General features: G+C 74.7%; 26 protein-coding genes. 14 read left to right on the top strand and 12 right to left on the bottom strand.

The window, feature by feature from the left end:
* Positions 1-79 precede the first annotated feature (79 nt).
* From AB0J00_RS13405 to AB0J00_RS13395, 3 genes are read right to left on the bottom strand one after another with little or no spacing between them, the layout of a single operon-like run.
* Positions 80-1,381 carry a glycosyltransferase family 2 protein gene (locus AB0J00_RS13405; protein WP_357745022.1) on the bottom strand — a complete coding sequence of 434 codons (1,302 nt, stop codon included), beginning with the start codon at positions 1,379-1,381 and terminating at the stop codon, positions 80-82.
* Positions 1,378-2,499 (bottom strand): DegT/DnrJ/EryC1/StrS family aminotransferase, encoded by a 1,122-nt coding sequence (locus AB0J00_RS13400; RefSeq protein WP_357745019.1) that lies wholly within the window; start codon positions 2,497-2,499, stop codon positions 1,378-1,380. Before AB0J00_RS13400 ends, AB0J00_RS13405 begins: the two co-directional genes overlap by 4 nt.
* Positions 2,496-2,990, bottom strand: a complete 495-nt coding sequence (locus AB0J00_RS13395; protein WP_357745017.1) for an FdtA/QdtA family cupin domain-containing protein — start codon at positions 2,988-2,990, stop codon at positions 2,496-2,498. Before AB0J00_RS13395 ends, AB0J00_RS13400 begins: the two co-directional genes overlap by 4 nt.
* A 198-nt stretch (positions 2,991-3,188) precedes the next feature.
* Here AB0J00_RS13395 and AB0J00_RS13390 point away from each other — a divergent pair, with 198 nt between their 5' ends.
* From AB0J00_RS13390 to AB0J00_RS13345, 10 genes are read left to right on the top strand one after another with little or no spacing between them, the layout of a single operon-like run.
* The gene (locus tag AB0J00_RS13390; protein WP_357745014.1) at positions 3,189-4,109 is read left to right on the top strand and encodes a class I SAM-dependent methyltransferase; all 921 of its coding nucleotides are present in this window, start codon (positions 3,189-3,191) and stop codon (positions 4,107-4,109) included.
* Between the two features lie 4 nt (positions 4,110-4,113).
* Positions 4,114-4,707: a GNAT family N-acetyltransferase gene (locus AB0J00_RS13385; RefSeq protein WP_357745011.1), complete on the top strand. Its 594-nt coding sequence runs from the start codon at positions 4,114-4,116 to the stop codon at positions 4,705-4,707.
* 22 nt (positions 4,708-4,729) lie between these two features.
* Positions 4,730-5,032, top strand: coding sequence for a hypothetical protein (locus tag AB0J00_RS13380; RefSeq protein WP_357745008.1), 303 nt, complete (start codon positions 4,730-4,732; stop codon positions 5,030-5,032).
* Positions 5,029-5,772, top strand: coding sequence for an SDR family NAD(P)-dependent oxidoreductase (locus tag AB0J00_RS13375; protein ID WP_357745006.1), 744 nt, complete (start codon positions 5,029-5,031; stop codon positions 5,770-5,772). The genes AB0J00_RS13380 and AB0J00_RS13375 overlap by 4 nt, the downstream gene beginning before the upstream one ends.
* Position 5,773: 1 nt before the next feature.
* The gene (locus AB0J00_RS13370) at positions 5,774-6,448 is read left to right on the top strand and encodes an MBL fold metallo-hydrolase (protein WP_357745003.1); all 675 of its coding nucleotides are present in this window, start codon (positions 5,774-5,776) and stop codon (positions 6,446-6,448) included.
* On the top strand, positions 6,445-7,470 hold the full coding sequence (locus AB0J00_RS13365) for a ketoacyl-ACP synthase III (RefSeq protein ID WP_357745001.1): 1,026 nt from the start codon (positions 6,445-6,447) through the stop codon (positions 7,468-7,470). The genes AB0J00_RS13370 and AB0J00_RS13365 overlap by 4 nt, the downstream gene beginning before the upstream one ends.
* A gap of 1 nt (position 7,471) precedes the next feature.
* Positions 7,472-8,665: an SDR family oxidoreductase gene (locus AB0J00_RS13360; protein ID WP_357744998.1), complete on the top strand. Its 1,194-nt coding sequence runs from the start codon at positions 7,472-7,474 to the stop codon at positions 8,663-8,665.
* A complete protein-coding gene (locus AB0J00_RS13355) occupies positions 8,662-10,467 on the top strand; it encodes an HAD-IIIC family phosphatase (protein WP_357744995.1) in 1,806 nt (601 codons plus the stop codon). The genes AB0J00_RS13360 and AB0J00_RS13355 overlap by 4 nt, the downstream gene beginning before the upstream one ends.
* Positions 10,457-10,699 (top strand): acyl carrier protein, encoded by a 243-nt coding sequence (locus tag AB0J00_RS13350; RefSeq protein ID WP_357744992.1) that lies wholly within the window; start codon positions 10,457-10,459, stop codon positions 10,697-10,699. Before AB0J00_RS13355 ends, AB0J00_RS13350 begins: the two co-directional genes overlap by 11 nt.
* Positions 10,700-10,706: 7 nt before the next feature.
* Positions 10,707-12,047 (top strand): class I adenylate-forming enzyme family protein, encoded by a 1,341-nt coding sequence (locus AB0J00_RS13345; protein WP_357744988.1) that lies wholly within the window; start codon positions 10,707-10,709, stop codon positions 12,045-12,047.
* Positions 12,048-12,093: 46 nt separating this feature from the next.
* On the opposite strand, the gene AB0J00_RS13340 is transcribed toward AB0J00_RS13345, so the two are convergent.
* Entirely contained in the window at positions 12,094-13,482 is a 1,389-nt protein-coding gene (locus tag AB0J00_RS13340) for a class II fumarate hydratase (protein ID WP_357744986.1), read from the bottom strand.
* Between the two features lie 115 nt (positions 13,483-13,597).
* Between AB0J00_RS13340 and AB0J00_RS13335 the strand changes: the two genes are divergently transcribed.
* Positions 13,598-14,278 (top strand): DUF1707 domain-containing protein, encoded by a 681-nt coding sequence (locus AB0J00_RS13335; RefSeq protein WP_357744984.1) that lies wholly within the window; start codon positions 13,598-13,600, stop codon positions 14,276-14,278.
* Positions 14,279-14,281: 3 nt separating this feature from the next.
* Here AB0J00_RS13335 and glpX read toward each other — a convergent pair whose 3' ends face one another.
* On the bottom strand, positions 14,282-15,337 hold the full coding sequence (gene glpX / locus AB0J00_RS13330) for a class II fructose-bisphosphatase (RefSeq protein ID WP_357744982.1): 1,056 nt from the start codon (positions 15,335-15,337) through the stop codon (positions 14,282-14,284).
* Between the two features lie 69 nt (positions 15,338-15,406).
* Here glpX and AB0J00_RS13325 point away from each other — a divergent pair, with 69 nt between their 5' ends.
* Positions 15,407-16,078, top strand: a complete 672-nt coding sequence (locus AB0J00_RS13325) for a DUF4245 domain-containing protein (protein WP_357744979.1) — start codon at positions 15,407-15,409, stop codon at positions 16,076-16,078.
* On the opposite strand, the gene AB0J00_RS13320 is transcribed toward AB0J00_RS13325, so the two are convergent.
* The 3 genes from AB0J00_RS13320 to AB0J00_RS13310 are packed head-to-tail and all read right to left on the bottom strand — an operon-like array spanning position 16,064 to position 18,525.
* Complete coding sequence (locus tag AB0J00_RS13320) at positions 16,064-16,303, bottom strand: exodeoxyribonuclease VII small subunit (RefSeq protein ID WP_357744977.1); 240 nt, start codon at positions 16,301-16,303, stop codon at positions 16,064-16,066. The genes AB0J00_RS13325 and AB0J00_RS13320 overlap by 15 nt on opposite strands.
* Positions 16,300-17,523 (bottom strand): exodeoxyribonuclease VII large subunit, encoded by a 1,224-nt coding sequence (gene xseA / locus AB0J00_RS13315; protein WP_357744974.1) that lies wholly within the window; start codon positions 17,521-17,523, stop codon positions 16,300-16,302. Before xseA ends, AB0J00_RS13320 begins: the two co-directional genes overlap by 4 nt.
* Positions 17,524-17,568: 45 nt before the next feature.
* Entirely contained in the window at positions 17,569-18,525 is a 957-nt protein-coding gene (locus tag AB0J00_RS13310; protein WP_357744971.1) for a lipid droplet-associated protein, read from the bottom strand.
* Between the two features lie 101 nt (positions 18,526-18,626).
* Between AB0J00_RS13310 and AB0J00_RS13305 the strand changes: the two genes are divergently transcribed.
* Positions 18,627-19,598, top strand: a complete 972-nt coding sequence (locus tag AB0J00_RS13305; RefSeq protein ID WP_357744968.1) for a 4-hydroxy-3-methylbut-2-enyl diphosphate reductase — start codon at positions 18,627-18,629, stop codon at positions 19,596-19,598.
* Between the two features lie 73 nt (positions 19,599-19,671).
* Here the strand turns inward: AB0J00_RS13305 and AB0J00_RS13300 are convergent, their stop codons facing one another.
* From AB0J00_RS13300 to AB0J00_RS13285, 4 genes are all read right to left on the bottom strand, one after another.
* Positions 19,672-20,307: a DUF6542 domain-containing protein gene (locus tag AB0J00_RS13300; RefSeq protein WP_357744966.1), complete on the bottom strand. Its 636-nt coding sequence runs from the start codon at positions 20,305-20,307 to the stop codon at positions 19,672-19,674.
* Between the two features lie 251 nt (positions 20,308-20,558).
* Complete coding sequence (locus AB0J00_RS13295; protein ID WP_357744965.1) at positions 20,559-21,680, bottom strand: DNA recombination protein RmuC; 1,122 nt, start codon at positions 21,678-21,680, stop codon at positions 20,559-20,561.
* A gap of 48 nt (positions 21,681-21,728) precedes the next feature.
* Positions 21,729-22,259, bottom strand: a complete 531-nt coding sequence (locus AB0J00_RS13290) for a methylated-DNA--[protein]-cysteine S-methyltransferase (protein WP_357744963.1) — start codon at positions 22,257-22,259, stop codon at positions 21,729-21,731.
* Complete coding sequence (locus AB0J00_RS13285; RefSeq protein WP_357744961.1) at positions 22,256-23,740, bottom strand: AlkA N-terminal domain-containing protein; 1,485 nt, start codon at positions 23,738-23,740, stop codon at positions 22,256-22,258. Before AB0J00_RS13285 ends, AB0J00_RS13290 begins: the two co-directional genes overlap by 4 nt.
* Before the next feature lie 126 nt (positions 23,741-23,866).
* Here AB0J00_RS13285 and AB0J00_RS13280 point away from each other — a divergent pair, with 126 nt between their 5' ends.
* Complete coding sequence (locus AB0J00_RS13280; RefSeq protein ID WP_357744959.1) at positions 23,867-24,562, top strand: SDR family oxidoreductase; 696 nt, start codon at positions 23,867-23,869, stop codon at positions 24,560-24,562.
* Positions 24,563-24,571: the final 9 nt, after the last annotated feature.

The raw sequence follows: 24,571 nt of genomic DNA, 5'->3' as shown, positions 1-24,571 counted from the left end.
CCCGGACGCTACTGCCCCCGTCGACCGGATGGCTGGGCAGGGGCGCGACTTCGCGGTCGAGTCGCCTCATCCGGGTGCCTCAGTAGGTCCAGACGGCGGTCGCGCGGTCACCGTGCCAGCGGTCCGCGCGGGGGGCCACCGCGAGCCACGGGTCGCGCAGCAGCCCGGCCGGGGTGTCGCTGGGCACGAGTTCGACGTCGATGTCCGGGCCCTGGGCGAGCGCCCGCTCGATGAGGGGGACAGCCTGCTGCAGCCGGTCACCGGGTACGGCGAGCACCAGCTTCTCGGCCACGCCGCCCGCGACCACCTGGCGCAGCGCGTCCACCGCCGCCTCGACCGCCGCGGCGTCGACGGCCGGAGCGGCCAGGGCGATCGGGTAGGTGCGGGACCAGACGTCCAGCTGCTGGGTGAGCCGTCCGATGAAGGCCGGCTCGTGGGCGCGCCGCCACAGCGGCTCGCCCGCGTCCGGGCTGCGGCCGGCGCCGAGCTCCACCAGCGCCGCGGTGCCCAGGTGCAGGGCCTCCAGGGAGGGGCCGTGCTCCGGGCCGTCGACCAGGTCCGCGAGACGGGCGGCCGCGTGGTTGACCAGGGTGACGTAGGCCCTGCGGCGCTGCGCGGGGTCGGCGAGGAACCCGAGGCGGGTCCCCCAGTCGATCATCCGGACCCAGTCCCGCTCGCCGCGGGCCAGGGTCCAGGGGTTCCAGGTGTTCTGGCCCGGGTGCACCCGGAATCGGCTGAGCGTCCGCGGGGTGTAGAAGGCCGGTCCCGTGGCCAGCAGCTGCAGCCACACCTTGACGTCGGTCACGACGTCGATGCGGCGCTCGTCGACGTTCCAGGCGCTGCCGGCCTCGACGGCATCCCGGCGCCACATCGCCGTCGTGAACTCCCCGATGACGTTCGTGCAGGTCTCCAGCACGGTGTCGCCGAGCTGCCGGCCGTCGATCAGGCCGGGCCGGTCCAGCAGCGCCGGGAACTCGTGACCGGGCACCGGCCGGCCGTCCTGGTCGATCAGTGACCGGCGGGAGAAGGCGAGCGAGGCCTCGGGCGCCCCCTGCAGCCCGCGGACCAGCTCCCGCACGCAGTCGGTGGCCAGGACGTCGTCGTGCAGCAGGTACTTCACGTAGTCGCCGCGCGCCTCGGCCAGCAGGCCGCGCAGGTTCTCGTACGCGCCGACGTTCGTCTCGTGGCGGATCACGCGGATCCGGTCGTCGGCGGCCGCCGCCTTGACGAGCAGCTCCGGCGTGCGGTCGGTGGAGCCGTCGTCGGCGACCAGGATCTCCAGCTGCCGGTGGCTCTGGGTCACCGCGGAGCGCAGCGCCGCCGACAGGTGCTTCTCGCCGTTGTAGGTGGGGACGAGGACGCTGACGAGCGGCTCGGTCACGGTCGGAAGCTCCTGACGGCGTCGATCACGGCGTCCTGCTCGCTGGGGGTGAGGTGCGGCCCCATCGGGAGGCTCAGCACCTCGCCGGCGAGCTGGTCGGCCACGGGCAGGTGAGCGGCGGCGAGCGGCGTGCCCGCGAATGCCCGCTGGCGGTGCGGCGGGAGGGGGTAGTGCACGAGGGTCTCGACGCCGGCCGCGGCGAGGTGGTCGCGCAGCGCGTCGCGCTCCGGCGTGCGCACCACGTAGAGGTGCCAGACCGGCTCGGTCCCGGCATCGGTGACCGGCAGCACGAGGTCGGTGCCGGCCAGCCCGGCGTCGTACCGGCGGGCGACCTCGGCCCGCCGGGCGTTCCACTCGGCGAGCCGGCGGAGCTTCACCGACAGCAGAGCGGCCTGCAGCTCGTCGAGCCGGCTGTTCCAGCCGATCTCGTCGTGGACGTACTTCTGGGTGGACCCGTAGTTGCGCAGCGACCGCAGCCGCTGGGCCACCTCGGGATCCTGGGTGGTGACGGCGCCGCCGTCGCCCAGCGCCCCCAGGTTCTTGCCGGGGTAGAAGCTCCAGGCGGTGGCGTGCGTCAGACCGCCCACCGGGCGACCCCGGTACCGCGCGCCGTGTGCCTGCGCGGCATCGTCGAGCACGACCAGGCCGTACCGCTCGGCGACGGCCGTCAGGCCCGCCAGGTCGGCCGGGTGCCCGTAGAGGTGCACGGGGAGCAGGGCCCGGGTCCGCGGCCCGACGGCCGCCTCGACGGCGTCGGCCGACCAGGCGCCCGTGCCCGGCTCGTTGTCCACCGGGACCGGCACGGCGCCGACGTGGGCCACGGCCAGCCAGGTGGCGACGAAGGTGTGCGCCGGGACGAGCACCTCGTCCCCTGGGCCGACCCCCAGGGCCCGCAGCCCGAGGACGAGCGCGTCCAGCCCGCTGTTGACCCCGACGGCGTGGGCGGCACCCGTCGTGGCGCCCCAGCGGTCCTCGAAGGCCGCGAGCTCGGGGCCGAGCAGCACGCGCTCGCTGTCGATGACGCGCAGCGCGGCCTCGGCCAGCTCCTCCCGCACCTCGGCGTGCGCGGCACGCAGGTCGAGGAAGGGCACCCGCACGCGGGTGGCCGCGGCGGTCACCGGGCCACCCCGTCGGCGGCCCGGCGGGCGGTCAGGAAGTCGTCGTAGTCGCGGTAGTAGTCGTCCTCCGCGTAGGCCTGCGACGCGAGCACCAGGCAGACGCTGCCGGAGGAGAAGTTGCCCAGCTCGCGCCAGGTCAGCCGGGGGACGAGCAGGCCGTGGTACGAGCGGTTGAGGTGGAAGCGCGCGGTGTCGGTCCCGTCGTCCACGAGGACGTCGAAGCTGCCGGACGCGGCGACGATCAGCTGCTGCAGCTCCCGGTGCGCGTGCCCGCCGCGGGACTCGCCGCCGGGCACGTCGTAGAGGTAGTAGACCCGCGCGATGTCGAAGGGCACCTGGTTGCCGCCCTCGATCGCCGTCAGGTTGCCCCGGGGGTCGGTGATCCTGGGCAGGTCGACGATGCGGCAGCCGGCCCCGTGCCCCACGGGGTGCGGGTTCCAGTCCGTCGCGCGCCGGCCGGGGCCGAGGGAGCGCCGCTCGGTGAGAGTCACCCCTCCGTCATCGGCAGTCCCACCGGCCGCCGGCACGTCGCCGGCGGCCGGCTCGGGTGGCCGGCAGTGGCGGGTGGGACACGTGCGCACGGTGCGCGGTCGCGGGACGGACACGTACGTCCCACACCGCGTCCTCCCCGACCAGCCCGGCTCCTCGCCTCTAATGGCCGGGTGCCACTCGCTCCTCCAGCCGCCGCGGTGACCCCGTTCCGACTCGACCCCGACCGGCACCCCCTCGTCGCCGGTCTGGCCGGCACCCTCCGGGACCGGCACCGCTTCGCGGCCGACGTCGTGGACCGCTGCGCAGAGCTCTTCGGGGAGCCGTGGGCCGACGAGTTCGAGACCGTCGTCGGTGCGCTCTTCCCGACCGCTGCTGCGGTCGAGGCGGCCGCCAAGGGGTACGCGGCGTTCGCCATGCAGTCGATGCGGTTGCAGGCAGCCTTCGTCGCGACGGGCAGCTACCGGGCCAAGACGTACGACCAGGCGGCCAGCGAGGTCTACTTCAACGAGCAGCACATGCTGCAGGAGTACCTCCCCGGCCTCCTGCTCTCGCACTTCGTCTGGCCGCACCACTACCGCCAGGTCCAGTTCTTCGACAGCGCCTTCGTGTCGTCCATGCGGGTCGCGGGTGCGTCGTCCTTCGTCGAGGTCGGCATCGGCACCGGCCTCTACTCCGGGCTGCTGCTCCGCCGGTTGCCGGAGGTGCGGGGCACCGGGATCGACATCAGCCCGTCGTCGGTGGTCTTCACCGAGGCCCACCTCGCGGCGCTGGGTGTCGCGGAGCGGTACCGGACCGAGCTCCGGGACGTCACCGCGACACCGACCGAGCCGGCTGCGCAGTGGCTCGTGTGCGTCGAGGTGCTGGAGCACCTGGAGGACCCCGTGACCTTCCTGCGCGGCCTGCGCGCAGCGCTGGCGCCGGGCGGCAAGGCGTTCATCACCGCGGCGGTCAACGCCGCCCACGCCGACCACATCTACCTGTACCGGACCGCCGACGACGTCCGGGCGCAGCTGGAGGAGGCGGGCTTCACCCTCGAGCAGTCGTTCGTGGGTGCCGCCTACCGTCCTCCGTCACCGGGTGCGCCCGTGCCCGAGGCCGCGGCGTTCGTCGTCTGCTGAACTGATGCCGCAGCCCTCAGCCGCCGACCGCACCGTGCTCCGCGGGGAGTTCGTCGACCTCCGCCCGCTCGCCGTCACCGACGCGGAGCTGACCTTCCGCTGGCGCAGCGCGGACCGCGCGCGCTTCCTGAACGCCGGCGCCCGCACCGTCGGGCAGCAGGCCGACTGGATCGCGACCCGCCCGGCCACGGAGCACAACTTCGTCATCCAGCGCACCGACGGCCACCCCGTCGGCATGGTCTCGCTGGTCGACGTCGACCTGGTCAACCGGCGCGGTGAACCCGGCCGCTTCCTGATCGGCGACGAGGAGGCCGTCCACGGCATCCCGGCCGCCGTGGAGGCCATGAAGCTGGTCTACCGGCTGGCCTTCGACGACCTCGGTCTGGTCCGGGTGTGCGGCATCGTCGCCGCCCGGAACACCCTGATGGTCAAGTGGCAGAAGTTCATGGGCATGCGCGAGGAGGGCCTCCTCCGCAACCACCTCTTCCTGGACGGCCAGTTCCAGGACGCCGTGTTCCTCGGCCTGCTGGCCGAGGAGTACCGGACGACGACCCTGCCGCGCATGGACGCGCTCATCGCGGCTGCCCGCAGCCGCTGAACCACCCACCGGAGGAACCACCATGCTCGACCACGCCGCCGTCCAGGAGCTCGTCCTGGAGGCCCTGGAGAACCTGAACGAGGAGCGTGACCCGGCCGACCGGATCGAGGCCGGACCGCGGACCCGGCTCTTCGGCGCCGACGCCGAGCTGGACTCGCTCGCTCTCGTGTCGGTCATCGTCGACGTCGAGGAGGCGGTCTCCAGCGCGTCCGGCCGCACCGTCCAGCTGACCGACGACCGGGCCATGAGCCGCGAGGTCTCGCCCTTCACCGACGTCGAGGCGCTGACCTCCTACGTGGTGGAGCTGCTCGCGGACCCGGCATGACCGCCGCCAGCAGCCCGGCCGGTGCCACGCCGTCCGGGTACGAGGGCAAGGTGGCCCTGGTCACGGGCAGCCGACGGGGACTGGGGCGCCTGCTGACCGAGCACGTGCTCGCCCACGGCGGCCGGGTCATCGGCTTCGCCCGCGGCGAGGCCACCGTCGAGGACCCGGGCTACACGCACGTCCGGGTGGACGTCGGTGACCCGGCCTCGGTCCAGGCGGGGTTCGCCGCGCTCCGGCAGGCCACCGGCTCGCTGGACATCGTGGTCAACAACGCGGCGGTGCTCACGTCGCAGTACGCGATGATCATGCCGCCGGCGGCGGCCCAGGCGATGGTGAACACCAACCTCCTGGGCGCCTTCCTCGTCTCCCGGGAGGCCGCCAAGCTCATGCGGCGGCGCCGGTGGGGGCGCATCGTCAACATCAGCTCGATGGCGGTCAGCCTCGAGCCGATCGGCGACTCGGTGTACGCGGCGACCAAGGCCGGGCTGGCGACCATGACCAACGTGATGGCCAAGGAGTTCGCGACCCTGGGCATCACCTGCAACACGCTCGGTGTCACCGCCATCCCCACCGACATGCTCGCCCAGCTGCCGCAGGACAAGATCGCCCAGGTCGTGGCCGGCCTTCCGCTCGCCCGCTTCGCCGAGCCGGCCGACGTCGTCAACGTGCTGGACTTCTTCGTCTCCGAGCGCAGCTCGTACGTCACCGCGCAGACCGTCTACCTGGGCGGGGTGAACTGACGTGGCCACGGTCGCCGGGAACTGGGGCGGTGGCGCGGTGCTCCGGGTCACCAGCGGGGTCTTCCCGTCCAACGCCTGGTTCGTCGAGGCGGACGTCCCCGGTGGCGGCGTCCTCGTCGACCCCGGTCTGGACCCGGCCGCCATCGACGCCCAGCTCACCGAGCGGGGGCTGCGGCCCCACCAGGTGTTCTGCACGCACGGGCACTTCGACCACACCGGGGGAGCGGCCTGGTTCCAGCAGCGCTACGGCTGCGAGGTCTTCGTCCACCGGGCAGATGCACGGACCGTGCGGTCGTCCAACTTCCTGCTGATGGCGCTGCGGATCCCGCAGCGGGTCGAGGCTGCCGATGTCACCTGGGTGGACGACGACTTCTGCGCCGACCTCGCCGGTCAACCGCTGCGGTTCCGCCGCGCGCCCGGGCACACCCCGGGTTCCTGCGTCCTGGAGCTCGGCACCGCGTGGTTCACCGGTGACACGCTCTACCGCCGCGGGGTGGGGCTCAACTCCCTGCCCGGCGAGGACCAGGACGCCCTCCGCCGCACGATCCTGGGCCTGTGGCCGGAGCTGACCGCGGAGCGGACGGTCTACCCGGGCCACGGCGACCCGGCCGACGGGGAGACCGTGCGCACCGGCAACGCGGCGCTGGCCGCCTTCCTCGGGCTGGTCGCCCCGTGAGCGGGGCGCTGCCGGCCGTCGTGATCTCCGGCGTCGGGCACCACCTCCCGGCCCAGGCCGAGGACAACGAGACGCTGTGCCGCAACCTCGACGTCACCCCGGAGTGGATCGTCGAGAAGACCGGCATCACCCAGCGGTACATCGCCGGTCCCGACGACTCCGCAGCCGACTACGCCGCCCAGGCGGCCCGGCGGGCGCTGGCCATGGCGGGCGTCGACCCGGCGGCGGTCGACCTGGTCATCTGCTGCACGTTCTCCGGGGACTACGTGTTCCCGGCGCTGTCGGCGCAGGTGCAGCGGGACCTGGGCGCCACCGGCGCCCAGGTGTTCGACGTGCAGGCGAACTGCACCGGTTTCGTCACCGGGCTGACCATCGCGGCCGACCGCATGATGGTCGACCCGACGGTGCGGCACGCGGTCGTCATCGGTGTCGAGTTCCTCTCCCGCTACATCGACCGGCGCGACGTCAACACCGCGATCTACCTCGCCGACGGGGCCGGGGCGGCCGTGCTGAGCCGGAGCGGCGACGCGGACGCCGGCATCCGCGGATCGGCGTTCCACACCGACAGCTCGAACTTCGAGGCCGTCCGCATGCGCGGGGGTGGTTCGGCCTTCCGGACCGCGCCCGGGCGGGCCTTCGACCCGGTCGTCGACCTCATGGAGATGAACGGGATCGCCACCTGGAAGCAGGCGATCACCCACCTCCCGCCGGTGATCCGCCGGGCGTGCGAGAAGAGCGGGATCGAACCGGCCGCGGTCGACTTCCTGCTGTTCCACCAGGCCAACCTGCGGCTCATCGAGTACCTCGTGCGCAAGATGCGCTTCGACCTGTCGCAGACCTACACCAACGTCGACCGGGTCGGGAACACCGGCTCCGCGTCACTGGCCATCGCGCTGAGCGAGGCCGTCGAGCGCGGCCTGCTGGCCGACGGTGACACGGTCGTGCTGGCGGCCGTCGGCGCCGGGTTCACCTTCGGCGCCTCGGTGTGGCGCTGGCAGCTGCCGACCGGACAGGGAGCCTGACGTGTTCACCGACTTCGACGCCATCCAGGTGGGCGACACCCGGTCGCTGGTCAGGACGATCACCGAGGCCGACGTGCGCCGGTTCGTCGACATGACCGGGGACGACAACCCCCTGCACGTGGACCCGGCGTACGCGGAGACGACGGCGTTCAAGGACGTCGTGGTGCACGGGATGCTCGGGGCGTCCTTCCTGTCGACGGTCATCGGCACCCAGCTGCCGGGCCCCGGCGCCCTCTGGGTCAGCCAGGACCTGGAGTTCCTCCGCCCCGTCCGGCTCGGCGACGAGCTCACCGTCAGCGCGACCGTGGCGGCCAAGCACGGCCGGGACCGCCTGCTCGAGCTCGACACCCGCATCGTCAACCAGCACCAGCAGGTCGTGCTGAGCGGCCGGGGCAAGGTCAAGGTCCTGGTGGTGGCGACGCCGGAGCCGGCGCGAGCCGGGGTCCCCGGCCCGCGGGTGGCCGTGGTGACGGGGGGCGCCGGCGGCATCGGCCGGGCTGTCTGCCGGCGGCTCGCCGCGGACGGCCACCACGTGGTGGTCAACTACCGCACCCGCGGGGACCGCGCCACCGAGCTGGCGGCGGAGATCCGGTCCGGCGGGGAGGTCGGCGCGGTGGCCGTGCAGGCGGACATCGCTGACGACGCCGGGGTCGAGGCGCTGCACCGGGCCGCCCTGCGTGAGTTCGGTCCGGTGGGCGTGCTGGTCAACAACGCCTCGCCGCGGATCGACCCGAAGCCGCTGGCCGCGACTCGCTGGGCCGACGTCCAGGCGCAGCTGGACGTGCAGGTGAGGAGCGCTTTCGCGCTCACCCAGGCCGTGGTCCCGGCGATGGCCGACACCGGGTGGGGCCGGATCGTGAACATCACCTCCCAGGTGCTCGACGGCGCACCCTCGGTCCACTGGACCGGCTACGCGATGGCGAAGGGAGCGCTCGAGGTCTTCTCGCGGTACATGGCGGCCGAGCTCGGGCCGCGGGGCATCACGGTGAACTGCGTGGCGCCGGGCATGTGCGAGACCTCCCTGATCGGTGACGTGCCCGAGAAGGCGCAGCTGATCGTGGCCCGCCAGACGCCCCTGCGCCGGCTCGCCCGACCGACCGACGTCGCTGCTGCCGTGGCCTACCTCGTGTCCGACGACGCGGGGTTCGTCACCGGCGACACCGTGGCCGTCAACGGCGGGATGGTCATGCGATGAGCGCGGAGCTCCTCGACGCCGGTCCGGTGACCCAGGCGCGCGCCGCGCTGGAGTCGCCCACGAGCACGCTGCCCCAGCTGCTGCGTGCTCTCGCGGTGCTGGAGCGGGAGCCCGCCCAGCGGACGGTCCGGTTGGGCGTCTCGGCGGCGGTGACCGTCGACCTGCTGGGCATCCACCTGCGGCGGCACGGCCTGCTGGCGGGGACTCGGCTGGAGGTGTTCCAGGGCAACCACGACGACCCGATCGGGGACGTCGAGCGGTTCGTGGCCGACGGCGTCGACCACCTGGTGCTGCTGCCCTTCTTCGACGACCTGCTGCCCTCCTTGGAGGCGCAGCTGCCCGGGCTCCCGGAGTCGACGGTCGACGCGCTGGAGGACCGGGTCCGCCTGCGGTACCGGCTGGCCCTCGAGCGGGCCGGCGGCATGGCCGCGGTCTTCGTCGGCGGCTTCCACCGCAGCGGCGCACCGGCGGACGTCAGCGGCCGGGACGTGGTGGCCGTCGCGGTCGACCGGTTCAACGCCGCCCTCCGGGAGGAGGTGGCCCGGTTCCCGAACACCCGCTTCCTCGACACCGAGGACGTGCTGGCCGCGGTCGGCCGGGCGGCGGCCTTCGACCCGCGGTTCTGGTTCCGGGCCAAGGCGCCCTACACCGGCACCTACCTCGACGAGCTCGCGCGCCGGGTGACCGCCGCGGCCCGGGGGTTCGGCGCCCACTACCTGAAGGTCCTCGCGCTGGACTGCGACGGCACGCTCTGGGGCGGGGTCCTCGGGGAGGACGGCCCGCACGGGATCGCCCTGGACCCCCACGACCACCCCGGCAACGTCTTCTGGCGGGTGCAGCACCTGATCGCCGGCCTGCGGCGCCAGGGGGTCGTGCTGTGCCTGGTCACCAAGAACAACCCCGAGGACGTCGACGAGGTGTTCGCCGGGCACCCGGGGATGGTGCTCCGGGACGAGGACCTGGTGGTGAAGAAGGTCGGCTGGGCCGACAAGCCGTCCAGCATCCGGGAGCTGGCGGCCGAGCTCGGCGTGGGGCTCGACAGCATCGCCTTCCTGGACGACTCGTCCTTCGAGTGCGAGGCCGTGCGCCAGCAGCTCCCGATGGTGACGACCGTCCAGGTCCCGTCCGTCCTGTCGGACTACCCGCGGGTGCTGGGACGCCTGGCGGAGCTGCTCGTCGCGGGCGGGGTGACCGACGAGAGCCGGGACAAGACCGAGCAGTACCGCAGGCGCGCCCGGGCCCAGGCGCTGCAGGCGCAGGCGGTGGACCACGAGTCCTACCTCCGCTCCCTGCAGCTGACGGTGGAGCTGCGGCGCGACGAGCGGGCCGACGCACCCCGGGTCAGCGAGCTGTCGCAGAAGTCGAACCAGTTCAACCTGACCACCCGCCGGTACGGCGTCGCGGACGTCGAGCGGCTGATGGGCAGCGACCGGCACACCGTCTACTCGCTGGTGGTCGGTGACCGGTTCGGCAGCGCCGGCCTGACCGGCGCAGTGGTGGTGCGCTGGGACGCCGACGTGGCCGACGTCGAGAGCTTCTTCCTCAGCTGCCGCGTGCTGGGCCGTGGCATCGAGACCGCGATCTGGCCGCTCGTCGTCGCCGACGCGGTGGGCCGCGGCGCGCGCGAGCTGCGCGCGTCCTTCCTGCCCACCGCGAAGAACGCCCAGGTCGCCGAGTTCTACGACCGGCTGGGCCTGCGGCTGGACACGGCGTCGGAGGACGGCGCCCGCACCTACTCCGTCGGCACCGCCGACTTCACCACCCCTGTCCCCGAGTGGATCGAGATGACACATGCTGGATGAGAAGGCACTCCAGGAGCTCCTCGGCACCGTCCTGGAGGTGGACCCCGCCACCGTCGGGCCCGCCACCGACATGGACACCGTGGAGAGCTGGGACTCCCTGCGGCACATGATGCTGGTCCTCGCGCTCGAGGAGGAGTTCGGTGTCCAGATCCCCGACGAGGACGCCGGCTCCATCACCTCGTACCCGCTGATCAAGCTGGTGCTGGGGGACCTCCTCTCCGCGCGGGCCTGAGGTCGTCGTGGAGTGGCTGATCGAGCGGTTCCGGACCGCTCCGCACGGCACCGCGTTCGTCCACGAGGGGCGGGCGGTGTCCTACGGGGCGGTCCTCGCGCTCATCGACGCGTTCGAGGAACGGCTGTCGGGGGCCGGCGTCCGCGCCGGGGACACCGTCGCCCTCACCGGCGACTACTCGCCGGAGGCGTTCTGCACCCTCCTCGCGCTGGCCCGGCTCCGGTGCACCGTCATCCCGCTGACCCCGGCCTCGGTGGTCGAGGAGTCGGTGGCCCTGGGCGTCTCCGGGTGCGAGTGGTCGGTCCGGCTGGACGACGCGGGGACCTCGCTGGAGGTCCGGCACCGCGGCCTCCCCAGCGACAACCCCTTGCTGACCGCGCTGCGGAAGCGGGGAGCGCCCGGCCTGGTGCTCTTCTCGTCGGGGTCGACGGGCACGCCGAAGGGCATGCTGCACGACCTCGACCGGGTCGCCGAGAAGTTCCGTCGGCAGCGGAAGCCGGTGGTCGCCATCCCGTTCCTGATGATGGACCACTTCGGCGGCATCAACACGCTGCTGGCCATCACCTCCAGCCTGGGCACCGTGGTGACGGTGGCCGACCGGTCGGTCACCGCGATCTGCGCCGCGATCGAGCGGCACCGCGTGCAGCTGCTGCCCACCACCCCGTCCTTCCTGACGCTGCTGATGGCGTCGAACGTGCACCGGCAGCACGACCTGTCGTCGTTGGACCGGATCACCTACGGCACCGAGGTCATGCCGCAGGCGACGCTGGACCGCGTGCGGGAGGCCTTCCCGGACGTCGTGCTGCAGCAGACCTACGGGTTGTCCGAGGTCGGGGTGCTGCGGTCGGAGTCCCGCGACGACGGATCGCTGTGGATGCGCCTCGGAGGCGAGGGCTTCCAGACCCGGGTGGTCGACGGAACGCTGTGGATCAGGTCCGACTACGCCATGGTCGGCTACCTGAACGCGCCCTCGGAGTTCGACGCCGACGGCTGGTTCGACACCCACGACCAGGTGGAGGTCGACGGTGACTGGTTCCGGGTCCTCGGCCGGGTCACCGACCTGATCAACGTCGGCGGGCAGAAGGTCTACCCCGCCGAGGTGGAAGGGGTGGTGCTCGGCGTGGACAACGTCCAGGACGTCGCCGTGCACGGCGAGGCCCACCACCTGCTCGGCCAGATCGTCGTGGCCAAGGTCCTGCTGACCCGGCCCGAGCCGGTGGGCGAGGTGAAGAAGCGGGTCCGGCGGGTCTGCGCGGACCAGCTGGCCGGCTACAAGGTGCCGATGAAGGTCGTGCTGGCCGACGGGCCGCTGCACAGCTCCCGGCAGAAGAAGGTCCGCCGGGCCTGACCGGTGCGCCCCGGCCGCCGGGAGACCGGCGGCCGGGGCGGTGCGCTCAGGGGTGGGTCATGGAGAGCACGTCGAGGGCGGCGTCCAGCTGCTCCTCGGTGAGCTTGCCCTGCTCGACGTAGCCCCGCTCCACCACGACCTGGCGGATGGTCTTCTGCTCGGCCAGCGACTGCTTGGCGACCTTCGCGGCCTCCTCGTAGCCGATGTACTTGTTCAGCGGCGTGACGATCGACGGCGAGGACTCCGCGTACTCGCGGCACTGCTCGACGTTGGCCACGATGCCGTCGACGCAGCGGTCGGCCAGCAGCCGGCTGACGTTGGCCAGCAGCCGGATCGACTCCAGCACGTTGCGGGCCATCAGCGGCAGGGTCACGTTGAGCTCGAAGACGCCCGTCGTGCCGGCGTAGGTGACCGCCGCGTCGTTGCCGATGACCTGGGCGCCCACCTGGATGACCGCCTCGGGGATCACCGGGTTCACCTTGCCGGGCATGATCGAGCTGCCCGGCTGCAGGTCGGGCAGCTGGATCTCGCCCAGGCCGGTGCGCGGGCCGGAGCCCATCCAGCGCAGGTCGTTGGCGATCTTGACCAGCCCGACGGCGATGGTCTTCAGCTGCCCGGAGGCCTCGACCAGCGCGTCCCGGGAGCTCTGCGCCTCGAAGTGGTTGCGCGCCTCGGACAGCGGCAGGTCCAGCTCGGCGGCGAGCGCGTCGATGATGGCGGCGGCGAAGCCGGGCGGGGTGTTGATGCCGGTGCCGACGGCGGTGCCGCCCAGCGGCAGCTCGCCGATGCGGGGGAGCGAGGCCTGCAGCCGCTCGACGCCGTACCGGACGGCGGCCGCGTAGCCGCCGAACTCCTGGCCGAGGGTGACCGGGGTGGCGTCCATCAGGTGGGTGCGGCCGCTCTTGACCACCTCGGCGTACTCGGTGGCCTTGCGCTCCAGCGACGCCTCGAGGTGCTGCAGCGCGGGCACCAGGTCGCGGACGATCGCCCGGGTGGCGGCCACGTGGATGGCCGAGGGGAACACGTCGTTCGACGACTGCGAGGCGTTGACGTGGTCGTTGGGGTGGACCGGCGTGCCGGCCTCGGTGGCCAGGGTGGCGATGACCTCGTTGGTGTTCATGTTGCTCGAGGTGCCCGACCCGGTCTGGAAGACGTCGATCGGGAAGTGCTCGTCCCAGGTGCCGGCGGTGACCTCGGCGGCGGCGGCGACGATGGCGTCGGCGGTCTCCTGCGGCAGCACCCCGAGCGAGGCGTTCACCGTCGCGGCGGCGCCCTTGATCGAGGCGAGCGCGGCGATCAGTTCCCGCTCGATCGGGGTGCCGGAGATGGGGAAGTTCTCGACGGCGCGCTGGGTCTGGGCCCGCCACTTGGCCCAGGACGGGACGCGGACCTCCCCCATGGAGTCGTGCTCGACGCGAAAGTCCTCGGTGGCCACGGTGCGCTCCCGGTGTGTCGGTGGTGTCGGTGCTGCTTGGGCGACCCTAGGACGCGGCCTCAGGACACCGCCGGGGGTGGGGCCGCCCGGCGTCCGGTTCCGGCAGACTGCGGGGGTGAGCGCCGACCACCCCGACCGTCCCGCCACCCCGGTCGTCCGCGCGTCCGACGCCGAGCGGGAGGTGGTCGTCGGCCGCCTCCAGGCGGCGGTCGGCGAGGGGCGGCTGACCCTCGACGAGTTCGGTGAGCGTGTCGAGGCCGCCTACGCCGCCGGCACGACCGCCGAGCTCGACGCGCTGCTCGCCGACCTGCCCCGGCCCGAGCTCGTCGGCCGGCCGGCGGCCGAGCTCGTCGGCGACGGCGCGACCGGCCCGCTGACCACCGTCTTCGGCGACGTCGTGCTGGCGGTGAGCACCGGCGTGCCCGAGCGGGTCGCCACCGTGTTCGGCGACGTGCGGATCGACCTGCGCGGGCTGCGGACGGCGGCCGACGTCGTCGCGCTGCAGCTGAGCAGCGTGTTCGGCGACGTCGAGGTGATCGTCGGCGAGGGGGTGGCCGCGGAGCTGTCCGGCCGGACGGTGTTCGGCGACCGCAAGGTCCAGCTCGCCGCGGTGCCGCGGCTGGCCGGCACGCCGCGGGTGGTGGTCACCGCCCGGTCGGTGTTCGGCGACCTCAAGCTGCGCAGCCTGGCGCCGGGTGAGTCGCCCAGCCGCTGGCGGGCGGTGCTGGACCGGCTGGCCGGGCGGGTGCCGCCGCCCGTGCCGCCGGCCCCGCCCGCCCCGCCGTCGCTGCCCTGAGGCTCAGGCCTCGTCGTCGCCGAACGGCACAGCGGCGTACTGGCCGAGCTTGGCCAGCGAGTGCAGGCTCTCGATCGACCGGATGGTCCCCGAGCGGGAGCGCATCACCAGCGACTGGGTGGTCGCGCCGCCGGCCCGGTACTGGACGCCGCGCAGCAGCTCGCCGTCGGTGATGCCGGTGGCGACGAAGAACACGTCGCCGCGGACCAGGTCGTCGATGCCGAGCACCCGGTCCAGGTCGTGGCCGGCGTCCAGGGCCTTCTGCCGCTCGGCCGCGTCCCGGGGCCACAGCCGCCCCTGCAGCGCACCGCCCATGCACTTGAGCGCGCAGGCCGCGATGATCCCCTCCGGGGTGCCGCCGATGCCCATGAGCAGGTCGACGCCGGTGCCCTCGCGGGCCGCGGCGATCGCGCCGGCCACGTCGCCGTCGCTGATGAACCGGATGCGGGCGCCGGCCTCCCGGACCTCGGCCACCAGCTGCTCGTGGCGCGGCCGGTCGAGGATGCAGACGGTGACCTCGCCCACGGACCCGCCCTTGGCCTTCGCCACCCGGCGGACGTTCTCGGCGACCGGCGCGGTGATGTCGATGGCCCCGGCGGCGGCCGGGCCGGTCGCGATCTTCTCCATGTAGAAGACCGCCGACGGGTCGTACATGGCGCCGCGGTCGGCGACGGCCATCACCGCGATCGCGTTGGGCATGCCCTTGGCCAGCAGCGTCGTCCCGTCGACCGGGTCGACGGCGACGTCGTAGTCGTTGCCCCAGCCGTCGCCGACGTGCTCGCCGTTGTAGAGCATCGGCGCCTCGTCCTTCTCGCCCTCGCCGATGACGACGACGCCGCGCATGTGCACGGTGCCCATCAGTGCGCGCATCGCGTCGACGGCGGCGCCGTCCCCGCTGTTCTTGTCGCCGCGGCCGACCCACCGGCTGGCGGCCATCGCGGCGGCCTCGGTGACCCGGACCAGCTCGAGCGCGAGGTTGCGATCGGGAGCCGGCCGGTCGGAGCGCAGGGTGGAGGCGGGCCGCGCGGGCGGCGGGCCGTCGGGGACGGGCAGTGACACGGGACCTCCTGACGACGCCGACCGGCGCTGGTCGACGGGGTGGTGGCGCGGTGCTGCGATCCTAGGGGCATGTCCGAAACCGGCCCGAGCGGTCAGCGCTCTCCCGAGCAGCCCGCGACCGCCGCCGCCCCGTCCGCCGGCACCACCGCCACCACCGCCGCCGCCGACCCGGCCACCCCGCCGCCCGCGCCGGCGGTCGACCGGATGGCCAAGTTCAGCTACCGCAACATGGTCTGGTCGCTGGTGCCGCTGGTGGCCATCTCGCTGGTCCTGGTGGGCTGGTCGGCGTTCAAGTACAACGACCAGGACCCGGTCAAGACGGTGGAGACCGAGTCGTCGGTGCGCGCCGCGGCGCAGGTCGCCGGGTACCCCCTGCTGGCCCCGCAGGGCCTGGACGACGAGTGGCGGCCGACCAGCGTCCGGACCGACGCCGGCTCCGCGCAGCCCGGTGACCAGGTCACGCTGCAGATCGGCTGGGTCACCCCGGACGGCGACTTCGCCGGCTACGTGATCAGCGACGACCGCAAGGCCCGTGCGCTGACCGACGTGCTCGCCCGGGCCACCGGCGAGGGCAGCGTCGACGTCGGCGGGACGGCGTGGGAGCGGCGCACCAGCGCGCGCGGCGAGACGGTGCTGACCCGCGCCGACGGGCCGGCCACGCTGCTGGTCACCGGCTCGGCGTCGGACCGGGAGCTGGAGACGCTGGCCGGCGCCGTCCGGCCGGTCTCAGCGGGGTCCTGAACCCTCCTCCTGGGGAGCGGCGGCGGCCAGGCGCTCGCGGGCGCGGTCCAGCCAGTGCTGGCACAGCTCGGCCAGCGCCTCGCCGCGCTCCCACAGCGCCAGCGACTCCTCGAGCGTGAGGCCCCCGGCCTCGAGCCGGCGGACGACGTCGGCGAGCTCCTCGCGGGCTTGCTCGTAGGTCTGCGTCGGCTCGGGGGTCGGTGCGGGGCTCTCGGCGGTGCTCACGGGTTCCCATCCTGCCTGTCGACCCGGACGGGCAGCCGGCCACCGGCGACCCGCACCTGCAGGCGCTCGTCGTCGCCCACCTCCGCGGGGTCGCGCACCAGCGCGCCGTCGGCCCGCTGCACCACCGCGTAGCCGCGCTGCAGGGTGGCGGCGGGGGAGAGGGCGGCCACCCGGGCGCGGGCGTGCTCGAGGTCCCGCTCGGCGACCTCCACCCGGTGGGTGAGGGTGCGGGTGGCGCGGGTGCGCAGCGCCGCGACGTCGTCGGCCCGCCCCGCCAGCAGCCGCTGCGGCTCGGCCAGCGCCGGGCGGCTGCGCACCTGCTCCAGCCACCGCTCCTGCTGCTCGAGCCGGGCGCCGACCAGGTGCCGGGCGCGGGCGCGCAGCCCCTGGACCAGCCGCGACTGCTCACCGATCTCGGGCACGATGCGGTGCGCGGCGTCGGTCGGCGTGGCCGCGCGGACGTCGGCGACGTGGTCGACCAGGGTGGTGTCGGTCTCGTGGCCGACCGCGGTGACCACCGGGGTGCGGCTGGCGGCGATCGCCCGCACCAGCCCCTCGTCGGAGAACGGCAGCAGGTCCTCGACCGAGCCGCCGCCGCGGGCGATGACGATCACCTCGACGGCGGGGTCGGCGTCCAGCCGCTGCAGCCCGGCGATCACCTGCTCGGCGGCGGTGGGGCCCTGCACGGCGCAGTTGTGCATCGCGAACCGGACCGCCGGCCAGCGGCGCCGGGCGGTGACCAGGACGTCCCGCTCGGCCGCGCTGTCCCGCCCGGTGATCACGCCGACGACGGCGGGCGCGAACGGCAGCGGCCGCTTGCGGGCGGTGTCGAACAGCCCCTCGGCGGCCAGCAGCCGGCGGATCCGCTCGATCCGGGCCAGCAGCTCACCCAGGCCGACCGCGCGGATCTCGGTGGCCCGCAGCGAGAAGGTGCCGCGGGCGACGTAGTAGTCCGGCCGGGCGCGGACGACGACCCGGGCGCCCTCGGTGAGCTCCAGGCCGGGCCGGTCGGCGACGTCGCGGTGGCAGGTGACCGGCAGCGACAGGTCGGCCGCCGGGTCGCGCAGGGTCAGGAACACCGTCGCCGCGTTGCCGCGGCGGGACAGCTGCGCCACCTGGCCCTCGACCCAGACCTCGCCGAGCCGGCCGATCCACTCGGCCACCTTGCGGGCGACGGTGCGCACCGGCCACGGCGACTCGGCGCTGGAGGGGCTCGTCACGCGACCGAGGGTGCCATGCGGTCGGGGGCGCCCCGGCCGGCCCCGCTACCCCCGGTCGGCGTTGAGCTTCTCCAGCCGGTTCTGCAGCAGCGTCACGTACGGCGCGCGGGCGTGGGTGGCGCGCTCGTAGTCGAGCAGGTCGGCGACCGTCTCGGCCGGGTAGGCCCGCAGGTGCCCGCGCAGCGCCGGGATGGAGAAGCTGTCGTAGCCCTCGATCGGCGCGGTGACGGCGGGCCCGCCGCCGTTGCCGTCGGTGGTCGCCAGCTCGTCCGCGGCCTCGGCGGCGGCGTCCGGGCCGCCGAGGTCGCTGAGCTCCTCGGTGGCCTCGGCCAGCGCGGCCACCGGGGGCGCGGTGTCGTCGAGGGTGGGCGCGGCCTCGGCGGCCAGGTCCTCGTCGGTGACGACGGCGTCGGCGACCAGGTCCTCGGCGACGGCCTCCTCGATGGCGGTCTCGTCGTCGACCTCGGTGTCGGCCGCGCCGGCGACCGCGTCGGCGGTCAGCTCGTCGGCGACGTCGTCCGGCAGCGCCTCGGGCAGCTCCTCGGCGACCTCCTCGGCCACGTCGTCGGCGAGCTCGTCGACCACGGCGGTGACCAGGTCCGCGGCCGCGTCGGCGGGCAGGTCGACCACCTCGGCGACGGCACCGAGGTCGTCGTCCTGCTCGTCGTGCAGGGCGTCGAGGTCGGCCTCGCTGACCCGGTCGAACGCCGAGTCGCGGGCCGGCGTCCCGACCACCGGGGCCGCGGAGGGCTGCTCGTCGTCGTCGTCGTCGAAGGTGGCCAGGCCGGCGCCGGAGTCGCCGCGCAGCCCGGTGAGCAGCTCGTCCCCGCGGGCGACCAGCCCGGCGTACTGCTGCTGGACCCTGAGGGAGGTCTGCATGGCGGCACCGACCAGGCGCACCGGCAGACCCGGCAGGGTCTCGGGCAGCTTGCGGGCCTCGTCCAGCACGGTGGCGGCCAGCCCGGCGACGGCGCGGACTGCCTCGGGGATCTCTCGAGCCATGCGCCCAGCGTGCCGCACTGGTCGCCGCCCGGCAGCCCGACCCCACCCGACCGTGTCCGTGATCTCCCGACCGATCGCGGCGGCCCACTTACCATGGGGGCATGGCTGACTCGCGCGGACGCGTCCTGCTCGCCGACCCCCGGGGTTACTGCGCGGGGGTGGACCGTGCGGTCGTGGCCGTCGAGCGGGCCCTGGAGATCCACGGTGCCCCGGTCTACGTGCGCAAGCAGATCGTCCACAACAAGCACGTGGTGGCGACCCTGGAGCGCCGGGGCGCGGTCTTCGTCGACGAGACCGACGAGGTGCCCGAGGGCGCCGTCGTCGTGTTCAGCGCGCACGGGGTCTCCCCGGCGGTGAAGGCCGAGGCCGAGGCGCGCTCGCTGCGCACCATCGACGCCACCTGCCCGCTGGTGAGCAAGGTGCACATGGAGGCCAAGCGCTTCGCCAAGGACGACTACGACATCCTGCTCATCGGCCACCGCGGGCACGAGGAGGTCGAGGGCACCATGGGGGAGGCCCCGGCGCACACCCAGCTGATCGACGGCGCCGAGGACATCGCCAACGTGCAGGTGCGCGACCCGGAGAAGGTCGTCTGGCTGTCGCAGACCACGCTGTCGGTCGACGAGACGCTGTCGACCGTCGACTCGCTGAAGACCCGTTTCCCCGGCCTGCAGAGCCCGCCCAGCGACGACATCTGCTACGCCACCCAGAACCGCCAGCAGGCGGTCAAGCAGATGGCGCCGGACTGCGACCTGGTCATCGTCGTCGGCTCCACCAACTCCTCGAACTCGGTGCGGCTGGTCGAGGTGGCGCTGGAGGCCGGCGCCCGCGACTCGCACCTGGTCGACTTCGCCGCCGAGATCGACGAGGCGTGGCTCGCCGGCGTCGGCACGGTCGGCGTGACCTCGGGCGCGTCGGTGCCGGAGGTCCTCGTCAGCGAGGTGCTCGACTGGCTGGCCGAGCGCGGCTACGCCGACGTCTCCACGATCACCGCCGCCGAGGAGCGGCTGGTGTTCGCCCTGCCGCACGAGCTCAAGCCGTGGCGCGCCGCGCTCGCCGTCGACGCGGAGTGAGCAGCGGCTCCTGACCACGGCGAAGGGCCGGTCTCCCTGCGGGGGAGACCGGCCCTTCGTGCGTGCGGGACCGTTACCGGCGGGTGGCCAGCCGGACCAGGCCGACGGCCAGCGCGATGGCCACGCCGATCGCCATCGCGGGGAACCCGCGGATGAGCAACGTGGCCAGCGTCGGCAGGCTCAGGGTGGCGGAGGGGGCCAGCGCGATGTTGACGACCGCGACGCCGACGAAGACCAGCGGCGGGGCGACGACCATCGTGAGCAGGTCGCTGCGCCGCACCAGCGCGGTGCCGGCCAGGCTGGCGAGGGCCAGCACGACGGTGGTGATCATCCCGAGGCCGACCCCGGTGTAGGAATCGAGCGCGGCGGCGGCCAGCGTCAGCAGGAAGACGCCGAGGACGGCGACCGCGCCGCGCAGCTTCGACCCGGTGGCCGGCTGCGTCGCGCCGGACCGGGACGCCGCCGGGCGGGGCTGCCCGCTGCTCTCGGCGCCGCGGCGCTGGGGGGCGGGCCGGGAGGTGCGCTCGTCGCCGGGGCGGCGCTGCGGCGGCCGCGGGGCCGGCTGGCGCTCGCCGTAGCCGCGATCGGCCGGGTGGCGCTCGCCGTACTGGCGGTCGCGGGCCGGCGGACGGTTGCGCGGGCTGCCCGAACCGGAGCGGGGCGACGGGACGGCGCCGGACGGACCGGCGTCCCAGCGCTCTGCGCGCATGGCGTCCTCCCGCCTGGCGTCGGCTGCAGTGACCGGAGTGATGGTGCACCTCCTCCTCGTCGTCGGGGCAGGGGAGCACCCCGTCGATCCGGGCAACCGTAACGATCCCCGCTGGGGTTTGGCTGGACATCTCCGGGAGTGGCGCGGGATCGGCCGGGGCCCGCCGGGCGGACGGGGCCGGTGGGAACGGCGTGCCGGGTGTGACGGACCGGTACGGCGGTGCGGGCGGCCGGTGGGCGGCCGCCGGCCGGTCAGCCGGTCGCGCCGTCGCGCTCCCCGTAGGCCGGCAGGTCGGGGCGCGGCACGGCGGGCCGGGCCGGCGGCTGGGGCGCCGCCGGGCCCTCGGTGCCGACGGCGCGCAGCGCCCGGACGGTGGCCTCGGAGACGGCGGGGGTGGGCAGCGGCTCGCCGGCCACCCCGAGGTCGTCGAACCGGCGGGCCGCGACCAGCACCGAGCGCTCGTAGGAGCCGACCGTCTCGTTGTAGCGGCTGACCGCCGAGCCCAGCGCCGAGCCCAGCTTGGTCAGGTGCCCGGACAGCGTGCTCAGCCGGCTGTGCACGGTGCGGCCGACCTCGAGCACCGCTGCGGCGTCCTGGGCGAGCCGCTCCTGCCGCCACGAGTAGGCGACCGTGCGCAGCAGGGCGAGCAGCGTGCTGGGGGTGGCGATGACCACGTCGCGGGAGAACCCGTGCTCGAGCAGCCCCGGCTCGGCCTCCAGTGCGGTGCTGAGGAACCCGTCGGAGGGCACGAACAGCACGGTGAACGGGGCGGCCTGGCCGAACGCGGTGGGGTAGCGGCGGGCGCTCAGCGCGTCGACGTGGGTGCGCAGCTGCCGGGCGTGCTCGGCCACCCGCCGGTCGCGGACCGCCTGGTCGGTGGCCTGCACCGCCTCGATGTAGCCGGCGAAGGGCACCTTCGCGTCGACGACGACGGTGCGCCCGTCGGCGAGGGTGACGACCAGGTCGGGCCGCACCGTCGCGCCGTCGTCGGTGGTGGCGGTGGGCTGCTCGACGAAGTCGCAGTGCTCCAGCAGCCCGGCGACCTCGACCACCCGGCGCAGCTGCAGCTCGCCCCAGCGGCCGCGGACGTGCGGCGTGCGCAGGGCGGTGACCAGCGCCGCGGTCTCCTGCCGGAGCAGGGCGGAGGTCTGGTTGACCGCGCCGACCTGCTCGCGCAGCTCGCCGTGCGCGGTGGCCCGGTCGCGCTCGATCCCGGCCAGCAGCCGGTGCAGGTGGTCGAGCGACTCGTGCACCGGCTCGAGCGCCTCCACCGCCGGGGTGCGCTCGCGCCGCAGCGCGAGCCCGCCCAGCACGGTGGCGGTGGCCAGCAGGGCGCCCAGCAGGAGACCGAGCAGCAGGGAGGCGGCGTCCATGCTCGGTGACCCTGCCGGAGGGGTCCGACAGAACCGCGGAGGCCGGGGTCAGGCGTCGACCGTGGCGTGCGCCGCCTCGTGGTCGAGCAGCCAGCGCTTCACCGGGGTGCCCCAGCGGAAGCCGCCCAGCCCGCCGCCGGTGGCCAGCACCCGGTGGCAGGGCACGAACAGCGCGGCGGCGTTGCGGGAGCAGGCGGCCGCGGCGGCCCGCACGGCCGTGGGGTGGCCGCACCGCGCGGCGAACTCCGCGTAGGTGTCCGGAGCGCCCGGGGGCACCGTGCGCAGCACCTCCCACGCGTCGGTGAGGAACGGCCCGGACCGCTGCCGCACCGGCACGTCGTCGACCGCGGCGAGGTCGCCCTCGGCGAACGCCTCGACCGCCGCCAGCGCCGCGAGCGACTCGGCGCGCTCGACCCAGGTCGGCCGCAACGAGCGGTGCACGACCGGCAGCAGCTCGGTGACGTCGTCGGTCCAGCCGCTGGCGAGCACCACCTCCTGCCGGTGGTCGTCGGTGACCACCACGGTGAACGGCCCCGGCGGGGTCGCGACGGTGGCGTAGCGGGCAGCAGGAGGGCTCATGACGCGCTCCGTTCGGGGAGGGGACGGGTGGACAGCGAGGGGACGGCGAGGGACCACAGGTGCAGCACGGCGTAGGACCGCCACGGCCGCCAGCGACCGGCGGCGTCGGCGTCCGAGCTGCCCAGCGCCGCGAGGCTCCGGCGCAGCGCCAGGTCGCCGGGCAGCCAGACGTCGGGGTCGGCGAGCCCGCGCAGCGCCACGAGGGCCGCCGTCCACGGGCCGATGCCGGGCAGGGCGAGCAGGCTGCGGCCGGCCTCCTCCCGGTCGGCACCCGGGTCCAGTCGCACCGTGCCGTCGGCGAGCGCGCCGGCCAGCGCGCCGAGCGTCCGCTCCCGGGCGCCGGTGAGCCCGAGACCGGAGAGGTCGGCGCCGGCCAGGGCGTCGGGCCGGGGGAACGCGTGGGTGAGCGTGCCCACCGGCTCGGCGAGCGGCCGGCCCGCCCGGGCGACCAGCCGGGCGGTGAGCGTGCGGGCGCCTGCGATCGAGACCTGCTGGCCGAGGACCGCCCGGACGGCGGTCTCCGGGGCGTCCGGTGAGGCCGGCACCCGCCGTCCGGGGGCGGCGGCGACCAGCGGCGCCAGCGCGGGGTCGGCGCCGAGCTGCTCGTCGACGGCGGCCGGGTCGGCGTCCAGGTCGAGCATCCGCCGGCAGCGGGTGACCGCCGGGCCGAGGTCGCGCAGCTCGGTCAGCCGCAGCCGGGCGGTCACCGCGGGCGCGCCGCCCGGCGCGGGGGAGAGCCGGACGACGGCCGGCCCGTGCGGCAGGTCGAGCACCCGGGAGAACGTCGTCCCGTCCCACTCCTCGAGCCCCGGGGTGGCGTGCAGGCCGAGGAAGAGCAGCACCTCGTCGGGGGCGAACGGCGCGCGGGCCGCCAGCCGCAGGGTGAGCTCCCCGGGGGTGCCCCCGTCGGCGAGGGGCACGGCCGGCCGCAGTGCCGAGGGGGTGGTGTCGAAGACCGCGCGCACCGTGTCGTTGAACTGGCGGATGCTGGCGAACCCGGCGGCGAACGCGACCTCCGCGACCGGCAGCCGGGTGGTCTCCAGCAGCAGCCGGGCGGTGTGCGCGCGCTGGGCGCGGGCCAGCGCCAGCGGGCCGACGCCGAGCTCGGCGGTGACCAGCCGGTGCAGCTGCCGCTCGGAGTAGCCCAGCCGCGCGGCGAGCCCCCGCACGCCGGCCCGCTCGACCTCGCCGTCGGCGATCAGCCGCATGGCCCGGGCCACGACGTCGGCGCGGGCGTCCCACTCCGGTGACCCCGGCACGGCGTCGGGGCGGCAGCGCCGGCAGGCGCGGAACCCGGCGGCCTGCGCCCCGGCCGCGGTCGGGTGGAAGGAGACGTTGGTGCGCAGCGGGGTGCGGGCCGGGCAGGAGGGGCGGCAGTAGATGCCGGTGGTGTGCACGGCGGTGACGAACCAGCCGTCGAAGCGCGCGTCGCGGCTGGCCACCGCGCGGTAGCAGCGTTCGACGTCCAGCACCTCGGTCACGCGACGAGCATGACACCGCCGGGGCCCGATCACTGGCGGGTTTCGGACGCGACCTGAGAACGGCGGGAAGCAGCCGGCCGCGGTGTAGGTTCGAATGTCGAACCGACCACCTGACCGGAGGACGCCATGGACCTCAGCACCACCACCGCTCTCGTCACCGGGGCCAACCGCGGCTTCGGCCGCGCCCTCGCCGCCGAGCTCGCCGCCCGCGGCGCCCGGGTCCACGCCGCCGCCCGCCGGCCGGAGACCGTCGACCTGCCCGGCGTCACCCCGCTCGCCCTCGACGTCACCGACCCGGCGTCGATCGCCCGCGCGGTCGAGGCCACCGGAGACGTCACGCTGCTGGTCAACAACGCCGGCATCGACACCCGCACGAACCTGCTCGAGGGCGACCTGGCCGACGTCCAGGCGGAGCTCGACACCAACTACCTGGGCACGCTGCAGGTCACGCGTGCCTTCCTGCCGCAGGTCGAGGCGGCCGGCGGCGGCATCGTCAACGTGCTGTCCGTGCTGTCCTGGCTGAGCTTCCCGGGCACCGGGGCCTACGCGGCGGCCAAGTCGGCGGCCTGGTCGATGACCAACGCGCTGCGGGCGCAGCTCGCGCCGCGCGGGGTCACCGTGGCCGCGGTGCACGTCGGCTACATGGACACCGACATGACCGAGGGCATCACGGCGCCCAAGTCCGACCCGGCCGAGATCGCCCGCCTCGTCGTCGACGCGATCGAGGCCGGCAGCCCGGAGGTCGTCGCCGACGAGGTCAGCCGGCAGGTGCAGGCCGGGCTCGCCGGCGGGGTGGCCGCGCTCTACCCGCAGCTGGTCTGACGACGTGGG

The organism is Modestobacter sp. NPDC049651 (assembly GCF_040659695.1).
In the GTDB taxonomy this organism is placed as follows: domain Bacteria; phylum Actinomycetota; class Actinomycetes; order Mycobacteriales; family Geodermatophilaceae; genus Modestobacter.
Note: the sequence above shows the minus strand (reverse complement) of the source record. Positions and strands in the feature narration are given on the sequence as shown.

Bases quoted from the DNA above. Each gene is read 5' to 3' on its own strand.
- AB0J00_RS13385 (WP_357745011.1), top strand. From the start codon at position 4,114: ATGCCGCAGCCCTCAGCCGCCGACCGCACCGTGCTCCGCGGGGAGTTC.
- AB0J00_RS13380 (WP_357745008.1), top strand. From the start codon at position 4,730: ATGCTCGACCACGCCGCCGTCCAGGAGCTCGTCCTGGAGGCCCTGGAG.
- AB0J00_RS13375 (WP_357745006.1), top strand. From the start codon at position 5,029: ATGACCGCCGCCAGCAGCCCGGCCGGTGCCACGCCGTCCGGGTACGAG.
- AB0J00_RS13355 (WP_357744995.1), top strand. From the start codon at position 8,662: ATGAGCGCGGAGCTCCTCGACGCCGGTCCGGTGACCCAGGCGCGCGCC.
- AB0J00_RS13350 (WP_357744992.1), top strand. From the start codon at position 10,457: ATGCTGGATGAGAAGGCACTCCAGGAGCTCCTCGGCACCGTCCTGGAG.
- AB0J00_RS13325 (WP_357744979.1), top strand. From the start codon at position 15,407: ATGTCCGAAACCGGCCCGAGCGGTCAGCGCTCTCCCGAGCAGCCCGCG.
- AB0J00_RS13310 (WP_357744971.1), bottom strand. From the start codon at position 18,525: ATGGCTCGAGAGATCCCCGAGGCAGTCCGCGCCGTCGCCGGGCTGGCC.
- AB0J00_RS13305 (WP_357744968.1), top strand. From the start codon at position 18,627: ATGGCTGACTCGCGCGGACGCGTCCTGCTCGCCGACCCCCGGGGTTAC.
- AB0J00_RS13300 (WP_357744966.1), bottom strand. From the start codon at position 20,307: ATGCGCGCAGAGCGCTGGGACGCCGGTCCGTCCGGCGCCGTCCCGTCG.
- AB0J00_RS13295 (WP_357744965.1), bottom strand. From the start codon at position 21,680: ATGGACGCCGCCTCCCTGCTGCTCGGTCTCCTGCTGGGCGCCCTGCTG.
- AB0J00_RS13290 (WP_357744963.1), bottom strand. From the start codon at position 22,259: ATGAGCCCTCCTGCTGCCCGCTACGCCACCGTCGCGACCCCGCCGGGG.
- AB0J00_RS13280 (WP_357744959.1), top strand. From the start codon at position 23,867: ATGGACCTCAGCACCACCACCGCTCTCGTCACCGGGGCCAACCGCGGC.